Source organism: Streptomyces tagetis (assembly GCF_018069565.1).
Classification (GTDB): domain Bacteria; phylum Actinomycetota; class Actinomycetes; order Streptomycetales; family Streptomycetaceae; genus Streptomyces; species Streptomyces tagetis.
Genome location: NZ_JAGPNL010000014.1, coordinates 1 through 16,158, shown reverse-complemented (window position 1 = coordinate 16,158; position 16,158 = coordinate 1). Strand labels below are relative to the sequence as shown.

The 16,158-nt window shown below is 72.2% G+C and carries 14 protein-coding genes; 5 read left to right on the top strand and 9 right to left on the bottom strand.

What is annotated here, in order from left to right; all coding sequences use genetic code 11:
• Nucleotide 1 precedes the first annotated feature (1 nt).
• The 5 genes from J5Y05_RS31090 to J5Y05_RS31070 all read left to right on the top strand — a co-directional run bounded on the left by J5Y05_RS31090 (nt 2) and on the right by J5Y05_RS31070 (nt 5,356).
• Nucleotides 2-1,369, top strand: coding sequence for an aspartate aminotransferase family protein (locus J5Y05_RS31090; protein ID WP_210876650.1), 1,368 nt, complete (start codon nt 2-4; stop codon nt 1,367-1,369).
• Nucleotides 1,370-1,588: 219 nt separating this feature from the next.
• Entirely contained in the window at nt 1,589-2,365 is a 777-nt protein-coding gene (locus J5Y05_RS31085; RefSeq protein WP_210876649.1) for an ABC transporter ATP-binding protein, read from the top strand.
• Nucleotides 2,347-3,888, top strand: a complete 1,542-nt coding sequence (locus J5Y05_RS31080) for a hypothetical protein (RefSeq protein ID WP_210876648.1) — start codon at nt 2,347-2,349, stop codon at nt 3,886-3,888. Before J5Y05_RS31085 ends, J5Y05_RS31080 begins: the two co-directional genes overlap by 19 nt.
• Nucleotides 3,889-4,006: 118 nt before the next feature.
• Nucleotides 4,007-4,414 carry a VOC family protein gene (locus J5Y05_RS31075; protein WP_210876647.1) on the top strand — a complete coding sequence of 136 codons (408 nt, stop codon included), beginning with the start codon at nt 4,007-4,009 and terminating at the stop codon, nt 4,412-4,414.
• Between the two features lie 231 nt (nt 4,415-4,645).
• A complete protein-coding gene (locus J5Y05_RS31070; RefSeq protein ID WP_210876646.1) occupies nt 4,646-5,356 on the top strand; it encodes an LAETG motif-containing sortase-dependent surface protein in 711 nt (236 codons plus the stop codon).
• Between the two features lie 85 nt (nt 5,357-5,441).
• On the opposite strand, the gene J5Y05_RS31065 is transcribed toward J5Y05_RS31070, so the two are convergent.
• From J5Y05_RS31065 to rpsB, 9 genes are all read right to left on the bottom strand, one after another.
• Complete coding sequence (locus J5Y05_RS31065; protein WP_210876645.1) at nt 5,442-6,461, bottom strand: ABC transporter ATP-binding protein; 1,020 nt, start codon at nt 6,459-6,461, stop codon at nt 5,442-5,444.
• Nucleotides 6,462-6,463: 2 nt separating this feature from the next.
• The gene (locus tag J5Y05_RS31060; RefSeq protein WP_210876683.1) at nt 6,464-8,065 is read right to left on the bottom strand and encodes an ABC transporter permease; all 1,602 of its coding nucleotides are present in this window, start codon (nt 8,063-8,065) and stop codon (nt 6,464-6,466) included.
• A 47-nt stretch (nt 8,066-8,112) separates the two neighbouring features.
• On the bottom strand, nt 8,113-9,207 hold the full coding sequence (locus J5Y05_RS31055) for a thiamine ABC transporter substrate-binding protein (RefSeq protein ID WP_210876644.1): 1,095 nt from the start codon (nt 9,205-9,207) through the stop codon (nt 8,113-8,115).
• 356 nt (nt 9,208-9,563) lie between these two features.
• Nucleotides 9,564-10,676: a dual-specificity RNA methyltransferase RlmN gene (rlmN, locus tag J5Y05_RS31050; protein WP_210876643.1), complete on the bottom strand. Its 1,113-nt coding sequence runs from the start codon at nt 10,674-10,676 to the stop codon at nt 9,564-9,566.
• 205 nt (nt 10,677-10,881) lie between these two features.
• Nucleotides 10,882-12,009: a phosphatidate cytidylyltransferase gene (locus J5Y05_RS31045; RefSeq protein WP_210876642.1), complete on the bottom strand. Its 1,128-nt coding sequence runs from the start codon at nt 12,007-12,009 to the stop codon at nt 10,882-10,884.
• Entirely contained in the window at nt 12,009-12,566 is a 558-nt protein-coding gene (gene frr, locus J5Y05_RS31040; RefSeq protein ID WP_210876641.1) for a ribosome recycling factor, read from the bottom strand. The genes J5Y05_RS31045 and frr overlap by 1 nt, the downstream gene beginning before the upstream one ends.
• A gap of 180 nt (nt 12,567-12,746) precedes the next feature.
• Nucleotides 12,747-13,505, bottom strand: coding sequence for a UMP kinase (pyrH, locus tag J5Y05_RS31035; protein WP_210876640.1), 759 nt, complete (start codon nt 13,503-13,505; stop codon nt 12,747-12,749).
• Nucleotides 13,506-13,711: 206 nt separating this feature from the next.
• Nucleotides 13,712-14,548 (bottom strand): translation elongation factor Ts, encoded by an 837-nt coding sequence (gene tsf, locus J5Y05_RS31030; RefSeq protein WP_030422055.1) that lies wholly within the window; start codon nt 14,546-14,548, stop codon nt 13,712-13,714.
• A gap of 197 nt (nt 14,549-14,745) precedes the next feature.
• The gene (rpsB, locus tag J5Y05_RS31025) at nt 14,746-15,708 is read right to left on the bottom strand and encodes a 30S ribosomal protein S2 (RefSeq protein ID WP_210876639.1); all 963 of its coding nucleotides are present in this window, start codon (nt 15,706-15,708) and stop codon (nt 14,746-14,748) included.
• Between the last annotated feature and the right edge of the window lie 450 nt (nt 15,709-16,158).

The following is a 16,158-nucleotide window of genomic DNA, read 5'->3' as shown; positions in this document are numbered from 1 at the left end:
CGTGAGCACCGACAAGGATCTCAGCCGGACCGCGTACGACCACTTGTGGATGCACTTCACCCGCATGTCGTCGTACGAGAAGGCGCCCGTCCCCACCATCGTGCGGGGCGAGGGCGTCCACATCTACGACGACCGGGGCAAGCGCTACCTCGACGGTCTCGCCGGCCTGTTCGTGGTCCAGGCCGGGCACGGCCGCACGGAGCTGGCCGAGACCGCCATGAAGCAGGCGCAGGAGCTGGCCTTCTTCCCGGTGTGGTCCTACGCCCACCCCAAGGCCGTCGAGCTGGCCGAGCGCCTGGCCCACGAGGCCCCCGGCGACCTCAACAAGGTCTTCTTCACCACCGGCGGCGGCGAGGCCGTCGAGACCGCCTGGAAGCTCGCCAAGCAGTACTTCAAGCTGGTCGGCAAGCCCACCAAGTACAAGGTCATCTCCCGCGCGGTCGCCTACCACGGCACCCCGCAGGGCGCCCTGTCCATCACCGGACTGCCCGCCCTGAAGGCCCCGTTCGAGCCGCTGGTCCCCGGCGCCCACAAGGTGCCGAACACCAACATCTACCGCGCCCCGATCCACGGCGACGACCCCGAGGCGTTCGGCCGCTGGGCCGCCGACCAGATCGAGCAGCAGATCCTCTTCGAGGGCCCGGAGACCGTCGCCGCCGTCTTCCTGGAGCCGGTGCAGAACGCGGGCGGCTGCTTCCCGCCCCCGCCCGGCTACTTCCGGCGGGTGCGCGAGATCTGCGACCAGTACGACGTGCTGCTCGTCTCGGACGAGGTCATCTGCGCCTTCGGCCGCCTCGGCACCACCTTCGCCTGCGACAAGTTCGACTACGTCCCGGACATGATCACCTGCGCCAAGGGCATGACCTCGGGGTACTCCCCCATCGGCGCGTGCGTCGTCTCCGACCGGCTCGCCGAGCCCTTCTACCGGGGCGACAACACCTTCCTGCACGGCTACACCTTCGGCGGCCACCCCGTCTCCGCCGCGGTCGGCCTCGCCAACCTCGACCTGTTCGAGCGCGAGGGCCTGAACCGGCACGTCCTCGACAACGAGGGCGCCTTCCGCTCCACCCTGGAGAAGCTGCACGACCTGCCCATCGTCGGCGACGTGCGCGGCAACGGCTTCTTCTACGGCATCGAACTCGTCAAGGACAAGACCACCAAGGAGTCCTTCGACGAGGAGGAGACCGAGCGCGTCCTGTACGGCTTCCTCTCCCGCAAGCTCTACGAGAACGGCCTGTACTGCCGGGCCGACGACCGCGGCGACCCGGTCATCCAGCTCGCGCCGCCGCTCATCTCCGACCAGGGGACCTTCGACGAGATCGAGCAGATCCTGCGCGCGACGCTGTCGGAGGCCTGGTCCCAGCTCTGACCCACCCGTCCACCCCGGTCCCGCGTTTCACGCGAACGAGGCTCCTCCGCGGCCCCGGTGTCGTCCTTTCGAGTGAGAAATGACGGCCCGGGGCCGCGTGCTGTCCGGCCTCCCCACGGTGACTGCCTAGCGTGCCGAGTGACCGATCGGCCCCGCCGTCGTTCACCCGAAAGGGGGGACGAACCCGGGAAACACGGATCAGAACCGAGGTGTACGCCCATGGAGGCCCCGCCGGACAACGACGTGCTCTGGGCCCGCGCCCTGCACTTCCAGCACCACGACGGCACTCCCGCGCTCAGCGGCGTCTCGCTCGGCGTCCGGGAGGGCGAGATCCTCGCCGTCAGCGGACCGCGCGGCAGCGGCAAGACGACCCTGCTGCGCTGCCTGTCCGGGATGATCCGCCCCCAGGAGGGCGAGGTCTGGTTCAACAGCGTGCCCGTCCACACCATGGGCCCGCTCAGCCGCGAGCGGCTGCGCCGCGACCGCTTCGGCTGGATCGACCCGGCCCCCGTGCTCGTCCCGGAACTCAACGCCTGGGAGAACACGGCCCTGCCGCTGATGCTGCGCGGCACCGGCCGCCGCCGGGCCAAGACCGCCGCCCTGGAGTGGCTGGAACGCCTCGACGTCGGCGACCGGGCCCGGCGCCGCCCGCACGAACTGCGGCAGTCCGAACGCCAGCGCGTCTGCATCGCCCGCGCCCTCGCCGTCGGCCCCTCGGTCCTCTTCGCCGACGAGCCGACGGCCCCCCTGCACCGCGCCGACCGCGCCCAGGTGCTGCGTACGCTCACCACGGCGGCCCGCTCGCACGGCATCACCGTCGTCCTCGCCACCCACGACGCGCGCACCGCCGCCCTCGCCGACCGCGCGGTGGCGCTGCTGGACGGGCGGCGCGTGAAGACGGTGCACCTGCCGCCGGTCGCCGAGACCACCACGGCCGCCGGGACCGCGGGGCCCTCCGGGACGGAAGGCCGGGCGGCGTGCTCGCTCTCCGTCTGAGCCGCGGCGCGCACCTCGCCGTCCAGGGGCGCCGCCTGCTCGTCGCGGCGGCCTCGGGGGGCACGGGCTTCCTGCTGCTGTGCGCCCTCGGCCACGCGCTGGGCCACCCCGACGCGCCCGGTTCCTCCGCGCTCCGGCTGGCCTGGTGCGCGGCCCCGCTCGCCGCCACCGTCTACCTCGCCGTCGCCGTGGCCCGTACCGACCCGGGCACCCGGCCGCGCGCCGGGCTGTCGGCGATCGGGCTGGGGCCCGGCCGGATGATGGCCGTCTCGGCGACGACCACCGCCCTCTCCGGCGTCCTCGGTTCGCTGCTGGCCCTCCTCTTCTTCCTGCACCTGCGCGGCGACCTGTCCGGCATGCCGTTCGACGGCGCCGCCGCCGACAGCCTCGCCGCCGGGCACCCGCTGCCCTTCCCGGCCGCGCTGACCCTGCTGGCGCTGGTGCCGGCGACCGCGTCCTGCGCGGTGGCCCTCGCGCTGCGGCCCCGTGAGGCGCCCCGGCCGACCGAGGCACCGGGCACCCGCCACCACGGCCGCTTCGGGGCGTACGGCTGGGGGGCGGCCCGCGAGACCTTCGGTGCCTACGGACGCTTCGGTGCCCGCCGCAGCGGTACGGGCGCCTCCGGCGGCGGGGCGACGGCGAGCGGGGCCGCGGTCACGGAGGGCTCGACGGCCACGGTGGTCACGGCGGGCCCGGAGGTGGCGCACAGCACGGTGACGCCGGGCGGGGTGCCGGCGGGTGCGGTGCCGGCGGGTGCGGTGTCCCCGGTCGCGCCCGTGCCGGGTGCGCCGGTCGCGCAGGGGGCGGAGGGTCCGGCGGGCGCGGTGGGTGCGGCAGGCGCGGTCGGCGCGGCGGGCACGCCCGGCGTGCAGGTCGCTCAGGCCGCCGATCCGGCCGCCGCGGGCGCCCCCGTCACCGCGCCGGCGGCGCCCCGGCCCGGGGCCGGCACGCTCCCCTGGGGCATCGCCGTCCTCGCCGCGGGCCTCGCCGTCGAGACGTACGCGGGCCGCACCACGGCCGGCACCTCCGGCACCGTCCCGTCCGCCGGGGTCCTCGCCGGCTGGGCGCTGACCGCCCTCGGCCTGGCGATGGCCGGGCCCGGCCTGACCCACCTGTGCGGCCGGCTCCTCCAGGCGGTGCGCCCCGGCGCCCTGCGGCTGCTGGCGGGCCGGGTCCTGATGGAGGAGGCGCACCGCGTCGGCCGCCCGCTCGGCGTCGTCTGCGCGGTCGCGTCGGCGGCCTACGCGGCGGCGGTGCTGTACGACGCGGACGGGCCGTCGTTCGGCCCGCTGAGCACCCTCGGTGCGGTCCTGGTGGCCGGCTGTGCGGTGGCCACTCTGCTCATCGCCGCGGTGGAGGCCAAGCACGACCGGGCCGAGACCACCGAGGCGCTGCTGCGGCTGGGGGCGCCCCCGGCGACGCTGCGGGCCGCGGCGGCGGTGCGGGCGGGGGCGCTGCTGGCCCTCTTCGGACCGCTGACGCTGCTCGTGGCGGCGCTGGCGGCGCTGCCGCTGGGCCGCTGATCCACCGGTTCGCCGCCGCCCCGGGAATCTCGCTCCCGGGGCGGCGATGACTTTCGGACTCCCGCCCGGTCTACCCCCATGTACGCACGACAACGGCACACCCCGACGGGAGACCCCCATGTACCAGCAGATGATCTTCGTGAACCTGGCCGTGCGCGACCTTGAGGCGTCGAAGGCGTTCTTCGAGGGGCTGGGTTTCCGCAACGACCCCCGGTTCAGCGACGAGACGGCGGCCTCTGTGGTGATCAGCGACACCATCGTGGCGATGCTGCTCACCCACGAGAAGTACGGGCAGTTCACGAAGAAGGAGATCGTGGACGCCACCAGGAGCAGTGAGGTGCTGCTGGCGCTGAGCGCGGAGAGCCGCGCGAAGGTCGACGAGATGGTCGAGCGGGCCGTCGCCGGGGGCGGGTCGGTCGCCGGTGAGACGCAGGATCTGGGGTTCATGTACGGCCGGGCCTTCGACGACCTGGACGGCCACACCTGGGAGGTCGTCTGGATGGACCCGGCGGCCGTCGAGGGCTGACCAACACGGCTCCGACGTGGGGGAGATCACGGTTGTCGGCCTGAACTCGTGCAACCTTCCGAAGTGTTGAAACGTCTCCGTGGTTAATAAGTGCGCAAAGCCCATGCCCCTGGCGGGCATATGCGTTGACACTGCTTATGCTCCGCTTATAGACCAGTGAGACTCGTGGGGCGCTGATGTCGCGTCAGCGCCCCATCCACCCCCCGCATCAGCGCTTCGTAAAGGACAAACGTGGCAGTCCTGTCCATACCCAGCCGCACGGCTTCTCGCCGTGGCCTCCGTGTCCTCGGCGTCGTCTCGGCCTCCGCGGCCCTGGCGTTCGGTGCCGCCGGCACCGCCCTCGCCTGTGACATCAGCGAGTTCTCCGCCGCCGCCGCCTGTGACGGCGACAAGGGCGTCATCACCGTCACCGACGTCGACCCGGCCGGCATCCCGGCCACGGTCACCGTCTACCTCCAGAACAACGGCGCCGACGCCCAGAAGATCGGCGAGCAGGTGGTCAAGGGCTCCAGGAAGGGCGAGACCATCACCTTCGCCACGGACTGGCAGCCCAACGCCGAGTACCGCATCCACGTCAAGGCCGACCGGTACGTCGACGAGGACATCAAGCCGAACCTCAAGACCCCGGGCACCGCCTGCAAGACGGAGGAGACGCCGACCCCGTCGCCGTCCGAGACCTCCTCCGCCCCCGCCGAGGAGTCCGAGTCCCCGGCCCCGGCTCCGTCCGAGTCGTCCCCGGCGGCCTCGGAGAGCGAGAGCACCGCCCCAGCCGGCGGCTCGAACAACGCCCCGTCCCCGGCGGTCGGCGAGTCCAACCTCGCCGAGACCGGCGCCGACTCCAACACCGGTCTGATCGCCGGCATCGCGGCCGCCCTGGTCGCCATCGGTGGCGGCGCCATCTTCTTCGGCCTCCGTCGCCGCGGCGCCAACAACGCCGGCTGACCCAGCCCCATCCGCATCACCCCGTGGCCCGTCCCCACCCAGGAGACGGGCCACGGGCCGTATCGGCCGGCGTGTCACCGGACGCTCAGTCCAGCACCACGGTTTCGGCCGGGTCGAACCGTACGCCGGTCTCGTCGCCGGGGGCCGGGGCCGAGCGGAGGGGGCAGGCCGCTTCCAGGCGGGGGGCGCCGGCGGGCTGGAGGTGGACGGTGACGTGGGTGCCGCGGAAGGTGCGGGCGGTGACGGTGCAGCGCAGGCCCTCCTCGACGGGGACCAGGCGGACGCCGGCCGGCCGGACCAGCAGCGTACGGGCGCCCTGCGGGGCGTCCTCGGGGACCGGTACCTTGCCCCACGGGGTGTCGGCGGCCTCGCCCACGACGGTCGCCTCGACCACGTTGTCGAAGCCGAGGAAGCGCGCGACGAAGGCGTCGGCCGGCCGCTGCCACACCTCCAGCGGGGTGCCCGACTGGGCGATCCGCCCGTCCCGCATCACCACGACCCGGTCGGCCAGCGCGAACGCCTCGCCCTGGTCGTGCGTCACGGCGAGCACGGTGGTGCCCAACCGGCCGAACAGCTCACGCAGTTCGACCACGAGCCGTTCGCGCAGGGAGCGGTCGAGCTGGCCCAGCGGTTCGTCCAGCATCAGCAGCCGGGGCCGGGGGGCGAGGGCGCGGGCCAGCGCCACCCGCTGCTGCTCGCCGCCGGACAGGGCGGCCACCGACCTGCGGGCGGCGCCGGGCAGACCGACCAGGTCCAGCAACTCCGCGGTCCGGGCGTGCTGTTCGGCACGGGACGCGCCCCGCATCCGGGGTCCGAAGGCGACGTTTCCGGCCACGTCCCGCTGTGGGAAGAGCTGGTGGTCCTGGAACATCAGCCCGACCTCGCGCCGGTGCGCGGGCACCCCCGACTGGTCCCGCCCGTCGAGCAGCACCCGCCCGGCGTCCAGCGGCTGGAGCCCGGCGACGGCCCGCAGCAGCGTCGACTTGCCGCTGCCGCTCGGCCCGAGCACGCACACCACCTGGTGTTCGGCGACGTCGAGGTCGACGGCGTCGAGCACGGCCCGCCCGCCGAAGCGGACGGTCGCCTCCCGCAGACTCAGCAGCATCCCTAGAACTCCCCGCCCCGATCGGTCCGCAGCCGCTCCAGCACCAGCAGGGCCACCGCGCACACCACCATCAGAATCGTCGAAAGGGCCATCGCCTGGCCGTAGTTCATCTGGCCGGGCCTGCCCAGCAGCCGGGCCACCGCGACCGGCAGCGTCGGATGGTCCGGCCGCGCGATGAACACGGTCGCGCCGAACTCCCCGAGCGACACGGCGAACGCGAAGCCGGCCGCGATCAGCAACGCCCGCCGTACCAGCGGCAGATCGACCTCGCGCCACACCCGCCACGGGGACGCGCCGAGGACCGCCGCCGCCTCCCGCAGCCGTCCGTCCACCGCGCGCAGCACCGGGAGCATCGTCCGTACCACGAAGGGCACACCGACCAGGGCCTGGGCGAGCGGCACCAGGAGCCAGGAGGAGCGCAGGTCCAGCGGGGGTTCGTCCAGCGCGATGAGGAAGCCGAAGCCGACGGTGACCGCGGAGACGCCGAGCGGCAGCATCAGCAGCGCGTCGAAGCCGCGGACGAGGCGGCCCGCGTCGCGCCGGGCGAGCGCGGCGGCGGCGAGCCCTCCGATCACCACGGCGATGGCGGTGGCGGCGAGGGCGTAGCGCAGGGAGTTGCCGACGGCGTCGATGGGCGGGACGAGGAAGGCGCCGCCGTCCTCGCGGGTGAGCGCCCGGTAGTAGCCGAAGCCGGGTGCCGCCAGCGACCGTTCGACCAGGACGGCGAGGGGCAGCACCAGCAGCAGGGCGATGGTGGCCAGTACCCCGCCGAGCAGCGCCCACTGGCCGGTGCCGCGCGGCCGGCGTGCGGTGCGGGCGGGGTCGACCAGCGTGAGGGCGCTCTCGCGGCGCCGTACCGTCCAGGCGTGCACGGCGAGGACGGCGCCGACCGCGGCGAACTGGACCAGGGTCAGCACGGCGGCCGTGGACAGGTCGAAGACCTGCGAGGTCTGCCGGTAGATCTCCACCTCCAGGGTGGAGAAGGTCGGCCCGCCGAGGATCTGGACGACGGCGAAGGAGGTGAAGGTGAACAGGAACACCATCAGCGCGGCGGCGGCCACGGCCGGGCCGAGCGCCGGGAGGGTGACCCGGCGCCAGGCGGTGAGCCGGGAGGCGCCGAGCATCCGCGCGGCCTCCTCCTGGCGGGGGTCGAGCTGGGACCAGAGTCCGCCGACGGTGCGGACGACGACGGCGTAGTTGAAGAAGACGTGCGCGAGCAGGATCGCCCACACGGTGGTGTCCAGGCGCACGCCCCACAGCTCGTCGAGGAGCCCGCCCCGCCCGACCAGGGCGAGGAACGCGGTCCCCACGACGACGGTCGGCAGCACGAACGGCACGGTGACCACGGCCCGCAGGACCTGTTTGCCGGGGAAGTCGAGGCGGGCGAAGGCGTAGGCGCCGGGCAGTGCGATCAGCAGCGTGAGCGCGGTGGAGACGAGCGCCTGCCAGGTGGTGAACCAGAGCACCTGCCGGATGCCGGGCTGGGCCAGCACCTCCGCGATCCGCCCGAACCGCCAGGTGCCGTCGGTCTCCAGGCCCCGGGCGACGATCGCGGCGACGGGGTAGGCGAAGAAGACCGCGAAGAACGCGGCGGGCCCGGCCATCAGGGCGAGCCGTGCCGCGTTCCCGCGTCGCCGGCGGGGGCCGGCGCTCACTTCAGGACGAGCGAGGTCCACGACTTGACCCACTGGTCACGGTGTTCGGCGATCTTCGCGGGGGCCATCGTCGCCGGGTCCTTGACCTCGGGGGCGAACTCGGTGAACTCCGCGGGCAGCTTGGCGTCCGGGTTCACCGGGTGGACGAACATGTTGAGCGGCATGTCCTCCTGGAACTCCCGGCCGACGAGGAAGTCGATGAGCGCCTTGCCGCCCTCCGGGTTCTCGGCGTTGGCCAGCAGCCCGGCGAACTCGATCTGCCGGAAGCAGGTGCCGGTCGCCACCCCGGTGGGCGCGGTGTCCGGGCGGGGCTCGGCGTAGATCACCTCGACGGGCGGGGAGGACGCGTAGGAGACGACGAGCGGGCGGTCGCCCTTGGCCTCCTTGCCGCCGGCCGATCCGGAGAACTCCTCGTTGTACGCCTGCTCCCAGCCGTCGACGACCTTGACGCCGTTGGCCTTGAGCTTCTTCCAGTACTCCGCCCAGCCCTGGTCGCCGTAGCGGGCGGCCGTGCCGAGCAGGAAGCCGAGGCCGGGCGAGGAGGTGGCGGCGTTCTCGGTGACGAGGAGGTTCTTGTACTCGGGCTTGACGAGGTCGTCGAGGGTCTGGGGCGGCGTCAGCTTCTCCCGCTCGAAGTACGCCTTGTCGTAGTTGACGCAGATGTCGCCGTAGTCGACGGGGGTGACCCGGTGCTTGTCGCCGTCGACCCGGTAGCGCTCGTCGATCCGGTCGAGGCCCTTGGCCGCGTACGGCTGGAACAGGCCGTTGTCCAGCGCGCGGGAGAGCAGGGTGTTGTCGACGCCGAAGAAGACGTCGCCCTGCGGGTTGTCCTTGGTGAGGATGGCCTTGTTGACGGCCTGTCCGGCCTCGCCGTCCTCCAGGACCCGGACCTTGTAGCCGGAGCTCTTCTCGAAGTCGGCGATGACGTCCTTCGAGGCGGCCCACGAGTCGTGGCTGACCAGGGTCACCGTCTTGGCGCCGCCGGAGCCGGAGCCGGAGCCGGCGTCCGGGCCGTCGGACGAACCGCACGCGGACAGCGTGACCAGGCCCAGCCCTGCGGCCAGGACGGTGACCTTGCGGGTGATGCTCACTGGATTCCTCCTGGGGTTCCAGAAGGAGACGCGGCCCTGCCCGGGTCCCTCGCGGGTCCCGGGCAGGACGCAGCAGCTTGAGTGGTGACCGATCTCCCTACCCAGAATGACCTGGGCGAGGTTCGGAGGGTCTGCGGCCGGTGCCGCACTCTCAGCGCTGTGGCGCTCCCCTGTCGGAATATGAAGATGTCGACGTATGAAGATGTCGGGATATGCAGTTGTACGGATGTGACGTTGTGAGGATGTGACGTTGTCGCGGTGGGACACCGCCCCGGCGCACGCACACCGCGGTCCGGCACTGTATGCCGTACACCGTATGTCATGAACCGTATGAAGATGTCCCCGCGCGGGCCAGACTACCTCTCGCTCGCCGCGAGCTGACCACAGGCCCCGTCGATCTCCTGGCCCCGGGTGTCCCGGATCGTCACCGGCACACCGTGCGCCGCGATCGCCTCCACGAACGCCTTCTCGTCCTCGGGCCGCGACGCGGTCCACTTCGAGCCGGGCGTCGGGTTGAGCGGGATCAGGTTGACGTGCACGGGCTTGCCCTTGAGCAGCCGGCCGAGCCGGTCACCGCGCCACGCCTGGTCGTTGATGTCCCGGATCAGCGCGTACTCGATGGAGAGCCGGCGCCCGGACCTCGCCGCGTACGCGAAGCCCGCGTCCAGCACCTCCCGCACCTTCCACCGGGTGTTGACCGGGACGAGGGTGTCACGCAGCTCGTCGTCGGGGGCGTGCAGCGAGATGGCGAGGCGGCACTTGAAGCCCTCGTCGGAGAAGCGGTGGATGGCGGGGACCAGGCCGACGGTGGAGACGGTGATGCCCCGCTGGGACAGGCCCAGACCGTCGGGCTCGGGGTCGGTGAGCCGGCGGATGGAGCCGACGACGCGCCGGTAGTTGGCGAGCGGCTCGCCCATGCCCATGAACACGATGTTGCTGAGCCGGGCCGGTCCGCCGGGGACCTCGCCGTCGCGCAGGGCGCGCATGCCGTCCACGATCTGGTGCACGATCTCGGCGGTCGACAGGTTCCGGTCCAGGCCCGCCTGGCCGGTCGCGCAGAACGGGCAGTTCATGCCGCAGCCCGCCTGGGAGCTGATGCACATGGTCACCCGGTCCGGGTAACGCATCAGGACGGACTCGACGAGGGTGCCGTCGAAGAGCCGCCACAGCGTCTTGCGGGTGGTGCCCTCGTCGGTGGACAGGTGCCGCACGACCGTCATCAGCTCGGGCAGCAGCGCCTCCTGGAGGCCCTGCCGGGAGCGGGCCGGGATGTCGGTCCACTGCTCCGGGTCGTGCGCGTAACGCGCGAAGTAGTGCTGGGAGAGCTGCCGGGCGCGGAACGGCTTCTCGCCGATCGCGGCGACGGCCTCCTTGCGCTCGGCGGGCGTGAGATCGGCGAGGTGACGCGGCGGACGCTGCGCCCCGCGGGGCGCGACGAAGGTGAGCTCACCGGGGACGGGACGGGCCACGGTCGGGCAACTCCTCAGGACGACGGCCTACGGCACCCCCGCGCACGGCGGGAAGACGGCAAGGCCATGCCGGAGCCAGGAGACCTCACTGGACCGTCCCCACCGACGGCACCGGCCACCGGAGCGGGGCCGGCGAGAGCGGCGGGGACACGGAAAAGGGCCCGCGGACAGCGCCACGGGCCCTTTCAGCGTACCCGATGCCTTGTCAACCCGAGCCGACGAAGAGCACCAGCAGCAGCCACACCACCGGCGCCGTCGGCAGCAGGGAGTCCAGGCGGTCCATGATGCCGCCGTGCCCCGGCAGCAGCGTGCCCATGTCCTTGATGCCCAGGTCCCGCTTGATCATGGACTCGCCGAGGTCGCCCAGCGTGGCGCTGGCCGCGACCGCGAGCCCCAGCAGCAGCCCCTGCCACCAGGAACCGCCGTCGATCAGGAACTGCGTGCACAGCGCGCCGGCCACCATCGCGAAGGCCACCGCGCCGATCAGCCCCTCGCGGGTCTTGCCGGGGCTGATGCGCGGGGCCAGCTTGGTCCGGCCGAACCGCCAGCCGACCGCGTACGCCCCGGTGTCGCTGACCACCGTCAGCAGCAGGAAGGTCAGCACACGCCAGGCGCCGTCGTCCGCGGCGAGCATCATCGTGACGAACGTGGCGAGGAACGGCACGTAGAACGCGGCGAACACGCCCGCCGTGACATCCCGCAGATAGTCCTGCGGCGGCCTCGCCATCCGCCACACCAGCACCGCCAGCGCCGTCAGCGCCATGGCGATCCAGGCGCCCTCGGCGCCCCCGACGTACCCGGCGACGACCATGGCCGCGCCACCCACCGCGAGCGGCACGAGGGGCGCCTTGATGCCCTTGCGCTCCTCCAGCCGCGAGGTCAGCTCCCACAGCCCCACGACCACGGCGACCGCGACCACGCCGACGAAGACGGCCTTGACGACGAAGAGCGACGCGACGATCACCACGCCGAGCCCGAGGCCGACCCCTATCGCGGACCCCAGGTCCCGCCCCGCGCTCTTCTTCTGCGGCGGCCCGGCGGCCGGCTGCGGAGTGTCGGGCATGGGCTCCGGATTCTGCGGCGCCGCCGGGTACGGCAGCGCCGGCGGGGTCTCGTCGCGGAAGAGGGGACCACCGTGCCCGGCGGCCCCCCGGTCGTCCTGGTCTGCGCCGTGTCCGGGTACGCCGGGCACGACGGGCATGGGGCGCGTCTGCTGGGCCTGGTGCGCATCGTGGGCGGGACCCGCCGGGGCGGCGGCCCCCTGGGCAGGCCCCTGGTCGGGCGGCCCCCCGTACCCGGCGTGTGGCGGCGCTCCCCAGGAAGAGTGGTTCATCAGACCTCGAGCAGTTCGGCTTCCTTGTGCTTCAGGAGCTCGTCCACCTGCGCCACGTACTTCGCGGTGGTGTCGTCGAGCTCCTTCTCCGCACGGCGGCCCTCGTCCTCGCCGACCTCGCCGTCCTTGACGAGCTTGTCGATGGCGTCCTTGGCCTTGCGGCGCACGGCGCGGATGGACACCTTGGCGTCCTCGCCCTTGGCCCGCGCGACCTTGATGAACTCGCGGCGGCGCTCCTCCGTCAGCTCCGGGAAGACCACCCGGATGATATTGCCGTCGTTGCTGGGGTTGACGCCCAGGTCGGAGTCGCGGATCGCCTGCTCGATGTTGCGCAGCGCGGTCTTGTCGAACGGCGTCACGACGGCCATGCGCGGCTCCGGCACGGAGAACGAGGCCAGTTGGTTGATCGGCGTCGGCGCTCCGTAGTAATCGGCCACGATCTTGTTGAACATCGCCGGGTGCGCACGACCGGTGCGGATCGCGGCGAAGTCCTCCTTGGCGACCACGACGGCCTTCTCCATCTTCTCCTCGGCTTCGAGGAGGCTCTCTTCGATCACCACTTGCTCCTGCGTGTCTTGAGTAGGCCCGGCCGCGCTCCCGTGGGGGCGGCCGGCTGCGTCGCGTCTTCTTCCTGCACGGTTCCCGACCGGCGGGACATTGTCCATCCCCCGGCCCGGCGCCGTCCCCGCCGTCGCCCGGACAGGTGGCGTCCGGCTACGGAGGGGGTGGTTCTCCGGTCAGTCCCGGCTGCCGTGGTCACCCACGAGCGTGCCGATCTTCTCACCCTTGACGGCGCGGGCGATATTGCCCTCCTTCACGAGTTCGAAGACGACGATGGGAAGGCGGTTGTCGCGGCAGAGCGTGACGGCCGTGGCGTCGGCGACCTTCAGATCACGGGTGATGACTTCGCCGTAGCCGAGCGAGTCGAACTTCACGGCGTCCGGGTTGGCCTTGGGGTCGGAGTCGTAGACCCCGTCCACCCCGTTCTTGCCCATGAGCAGTGCCTCGGCGTCGATCTCCAGGGCACGCTGGGCGGCGGTGGTGTCGGTGGAGAAGTACGGCATGCCCATGCCCGCGCCGAAGATGACGACACGGCCCTTCTCCAGGTGGCGCACGGCGCGCAGCGGGATGTAGGGCTCGGCCACCTGGCCCATGGTGATGGCGGTCTGCACCCGGCAGTCGACGCCTTCCTTCTCCAGGAAGTCCTGGAGGGCCAGGCAGTTCATCACGGTGCCCAGCATGCCCATGTAGTCGGAGCGGGCGCGGTCCATGCCGCGCAACTGCAGTTCGGCGCCGCGGAAGAAGTTGCCGCCGCCGATGACGATGGCGATCTGCGCGCCGTCGCGCACCACGGCGGCGATCTCGCGGGCGATGGCGTGCACCACGTCGGGGTCGACGCCGAGTCCCCCACCGCCGGAGAACGCCTCGCCGGACAACTTCAGCAGGAACCGGCCGCGTACTTTGCCGTCGTCGCTCTTCTCGGCCTTGGTGGTCATGGAGATCTCGCCTCTTTTACGTGGGTCACACACACGAAGAAGGCCATTGCCGGTGGGGGCGTGGTTCGCATCCCATGCTCGGCAATGGCCTCCTCGTCAGATCTGCTGTCGTCCCGCGCCGCGCGCGTGTGCGGCACGGCGTACGCGCGCGGTGCGGACGACTGCTGCCGACCCTACCGGGGTCGTGCGTCCGTCGCGGTACGGACTCAGATGCCGACCTTGATGCGCGAGAAGCGCTTCAGGGTGACACCGGCCTCGTCCAGCACCTGCTGGACCGACTTCTTGTTGTCCAGCGCGTAGGGCTGGCCGAGCAGCGTGGCCTCCTTGAAGAAGCCGTTGAGGCGACCCTCGACGATCTTCGGCAGGGCGGCCTCGGGCTTGCCCTCGGCGCGGGTGGTCTCCTCGGCGACGCGGCGCTCGCTCTCGACGACCTCGGCCGGCACGTCCTCCTTGGCGAGGTACTTCGGCGCGAAGGCGGCGATGTGCTGGGCGACGCCCTTGGCGACCTCGGCGTTCGGCTTGTCCAGCTCGACGAGGACACCGATCTGCGGGGGCAGGTCGGGCATCGTGCGGTGCATGTAGGCGGCGACGAAGCCGCCGGAGAACTGCGCGAAGCGGTCCAGGACGATCTTCTCGCCCAGGTTGGCGTTGGCCTCGTCCACGAACGCCTGGACGGTCTTGCCGGCCTCGATCTCGGAGGCGAGCAGCGCCTCGATGTCGGCCGGGGCGACCTTGGCGACGTGCTCGGCGATGGCCTGGGCCACGCTCTGGAACTTCTCGCCCTTGGCGACGAAGTCCGTCTCGCACTTCAGCTCGACGAGGACGCCGGAGGTGTTGTCGTCGGCGAGGAGGGAGACGACCGCGCCGTTCTCGGCGGAGCGGCCCTCGCGCTTGGCGACGCCCTTCTGGCCCTTGATGCGGAGCGCCTCGACGGCCTTGTCGACGTTGCCCTCGGCCTCGTCCAGCGCCTTCTTGCAGTCCATCATGCCGGCGCCCGTGAGCTCGCGGAGCTTCTTGACGTCGGCGGCGGTGTAGTTCGCCATGAGTCTGTGAGTCTTTCTCGAAGTCTGGAGGTTCGGAGATCTGCGGGGCCCGCGGACTCCACGGCCCATGGAGCCGTGGCCGCGTGACCGGCCGCCGACCTACGGGTGAACGGCGGGAGCGCCGAGCACACCTCCCCCGGCCCGAAGGCCGGGGGTCGGTGCGGTCCGTGCTCCCGCCGTCGACACCGACGGGAAGGTCAGCCCTGCTCGCCCTCGGCGGCGGGGGCCTCGGCGGGCTGCTCGGCGACGGGCTGCTCGGCCGCGGCGGGCTCCTCCGTGGCGGCAGGGGCCTCGGCGGCGGGCTCCTCCGTGGCGGCGGGCGCCTCGGCGGCGGGGGCCTCGGCGGCCTGCTCGGCGGCGGGGGCCTCGGCGGCGGGCTGCTCGGCCTTCTCGCCCTGGAGCAGGTCGCGCTCCCACTCGGCGAGCGGCTCGCCGGCGGCCTTCTCGCCCTTGTCACCGGCGGCGGCACCGGAACGGGCGATGAGGCCCTCGGCGACGGCGTCGGCGATCACGCGGGTGAGCAGGGTGACGGAGCGGATCGCGTCGTCGTTGCCCGGGATCTTGTAGTCGACCTCGTCGGGGTCGCAGTTGGTGTCGAGGATCGCGACGACCGGGATGTTGAGCTTGCGGGCCTCGCCGACCGCGATGTGCTCCTTCTTGGTGTCCACGATCCAGACGGCGCTGGGCACCTTGGACATCTCGCGGATACCGCCGAGGGTCTTCTCCAGCTTGGCCTTCTCGCGGGAGAGGACCAGCAGCTCCTTCTTGGTGAGGCCGGAGGCGGCCACGTCCTCGAAGTCGATCTGCTCAAGCTCCTTGAGGCGCTGCAGACGCTTGTAGACGGTCGAGAAGTTGGTGAGCATGCCGCCCAGCCAGCGCTGGTTGACGTAGGGCATGCCGACGCGGGTCGCCTGCTCGGCGATCGCCTCCTGCGCCTGCTTCTTCGTACCGACGAACATGACCGTGCCGCCGTGGGCGACGGTCTCCTTGACGAACTCGTAGGCGCGGTCGATGTACGACAGCGACTGGAGCAGGTCGATGATGTAGATGCCGTTGCGCTCGGTGAAGATGAAGCGCTTCATCTTCGGGTTCCAGCGACGGGTCTGGTGACCGAAGTGGACGCCGCTCTCCAGCAGCTCCCGCATCGTGACGACGGCCATGGCCGTTCTCCTTGATTTTCTCGGTTGTGCCGCGGGAACCGGACGGCTCCCGCGCCTGACGCCCGCGATGCGCCGTGCCACAAGGGACCGAGGGGCGCTGCTACCAGGACAGCGGCTGCTGCCGGCCCTGGTACCGGGGCGTGCGAAGTCGACCCGATGACCCGGGTCGCCATCAGAAGTGTACGGGACCGGAGGCCCACCGGGTGACGCGGTTGTCCACAACCGGACAGCCGTCCACAGGTCCGGACACGTCGGGTGCGGTGTACGGGAGAGTTCCGTCATGTGGACGCGAGAGCGGGTGTGGGTGTGGATGCGGGTGCCGGGGCGGGGGCCGGTGCGGGTGCCGGGGCGGGTGCGGGTGCCGGTGCCGGGGCGGGTGCCGGTGCCGGGGCGGGTGCCGGTGCCGGGGCGGGTTGAGGGTTGGGCGGGGGTGCGGGGCCGGGTGCCGGT

Excerpts from the sequence above, each read along its gene's own strand:
- J5Y05_RS31085 (WP_210876649.1), top strand. The coding sequence starts at position 1,589 with ATGGAGGCCCCGCCGGACAACGACGTGCTCTGGGCCCGCGCCCTGCAC.
- J5Y05_RS31075 (WP_210876647.1), top strand. The coding sequence starts at position 4,007 with ATGTACCAGCAGATGATCTTCGTGAACCTGGCCGTGCGCGACCTTGAG.
- J5Y05_RS31065 (WP_210876645.1), bottom strand. The coding sequence starts at position 6,461 with ATGCTGCTGAGTCTGCGGGAGGCGACCGTCCGCTTCGGCGGGCGGGCC.
- J5Y05_RS31060 (WP_210876683.1), bottom strand. The coding sequence starts at position 8,065 with ATGGCCGGGCCCGCCGCGTTCTTCGCGGTCTTCTTCGCCTACCCCGTC.
- J5Y05_RS31045 (WP_210876642.1), bottom strand. The coding sequence starts at position 12,009 with ATGAACCACTCTTCCTGGGGAGCGCCGCCACACGCCGGGTACGGGGGG.
- pyrH (WP_210876640.1), bottom strand. The coding sequence starts at position 13,505 with ATGACCACCAAGGCCGAGAAGAGCGACGACGGCAAAGTACGCGGCCGG.
- tsf (WP_030422055.1), bottom strand. The coding sequence starts at position 14,548 with ATGGCGAACTACACCGCCGCCGACGTCAAGAAGCTCCGCGAGCTCACG.
- rpsB (WP_210876639.1), bottom strand. The coding sequence starts at position 15,708 with ATGGCCGTCGTCACGATGCGGGAGCTGCTGGAGAGCGGCGTCCACTTC.